We start from the raw sequence: 296 nt of genomic DNA on the forward strand, positions 1-296 counted from the left end.
CTCGGCTTCCGTCGGCACTTCCACCGAGGACACCACGTGGCAGCCTTGAGGGGTTTTGATCAGGGTATCGGGTTGTAGAGTGCTCGTGGTTTTGCTCCGTTTGGTTGATTCAGATGAAGTTGATTTCTTTCAGGTAGTCGCAGCCTCGACGCAGTAGCGCCGGGGTTTTTTCCGGGTAGTGCGCGCCCATCTGCCGCACGCCCTCCTGGCCATTGGCGTGGCCGATCATCGAGATATCGCCGATGCCTTCTTCGAAGCCGTTGAGGTCAAAACCGAGCACGCCGAACAGCGCGTTG

The 296-nt window shown here is 58.4% G+C and carries 1 protein-coding gene and 1 pseudogene; both read right to left on the reverse strand.

Annotated elements, in window-relative coordinates; all coding sequences use genetic code 11:
* Window positions 1-63 (reverse strand): annotated as a pseudogene (locus tag BK660_RS30765) (SRPBCC family protein); the annotation flags it as partial.
* Window positions 64-109: 46 nt separating this feature from the next.
* The coding region (locus BK660_RS30770; RefSeq protein WP_148057507.1) for a hypothetical protein at window positions 110-296 on the reverse strand (187 nt) is incomplete at its 5' end.

The sequence above is a fragment of the Pseudomonas brassicacearum genome, from assembly GCF_003732265.1.
Lineage (GTDB): Bacteria > Pseudomonadota > Gammaproteobacteria > Pseudomonadales > Pseudomonadaceae > Aquipseudomonas > Aquipseudomonas brassicacearum_D.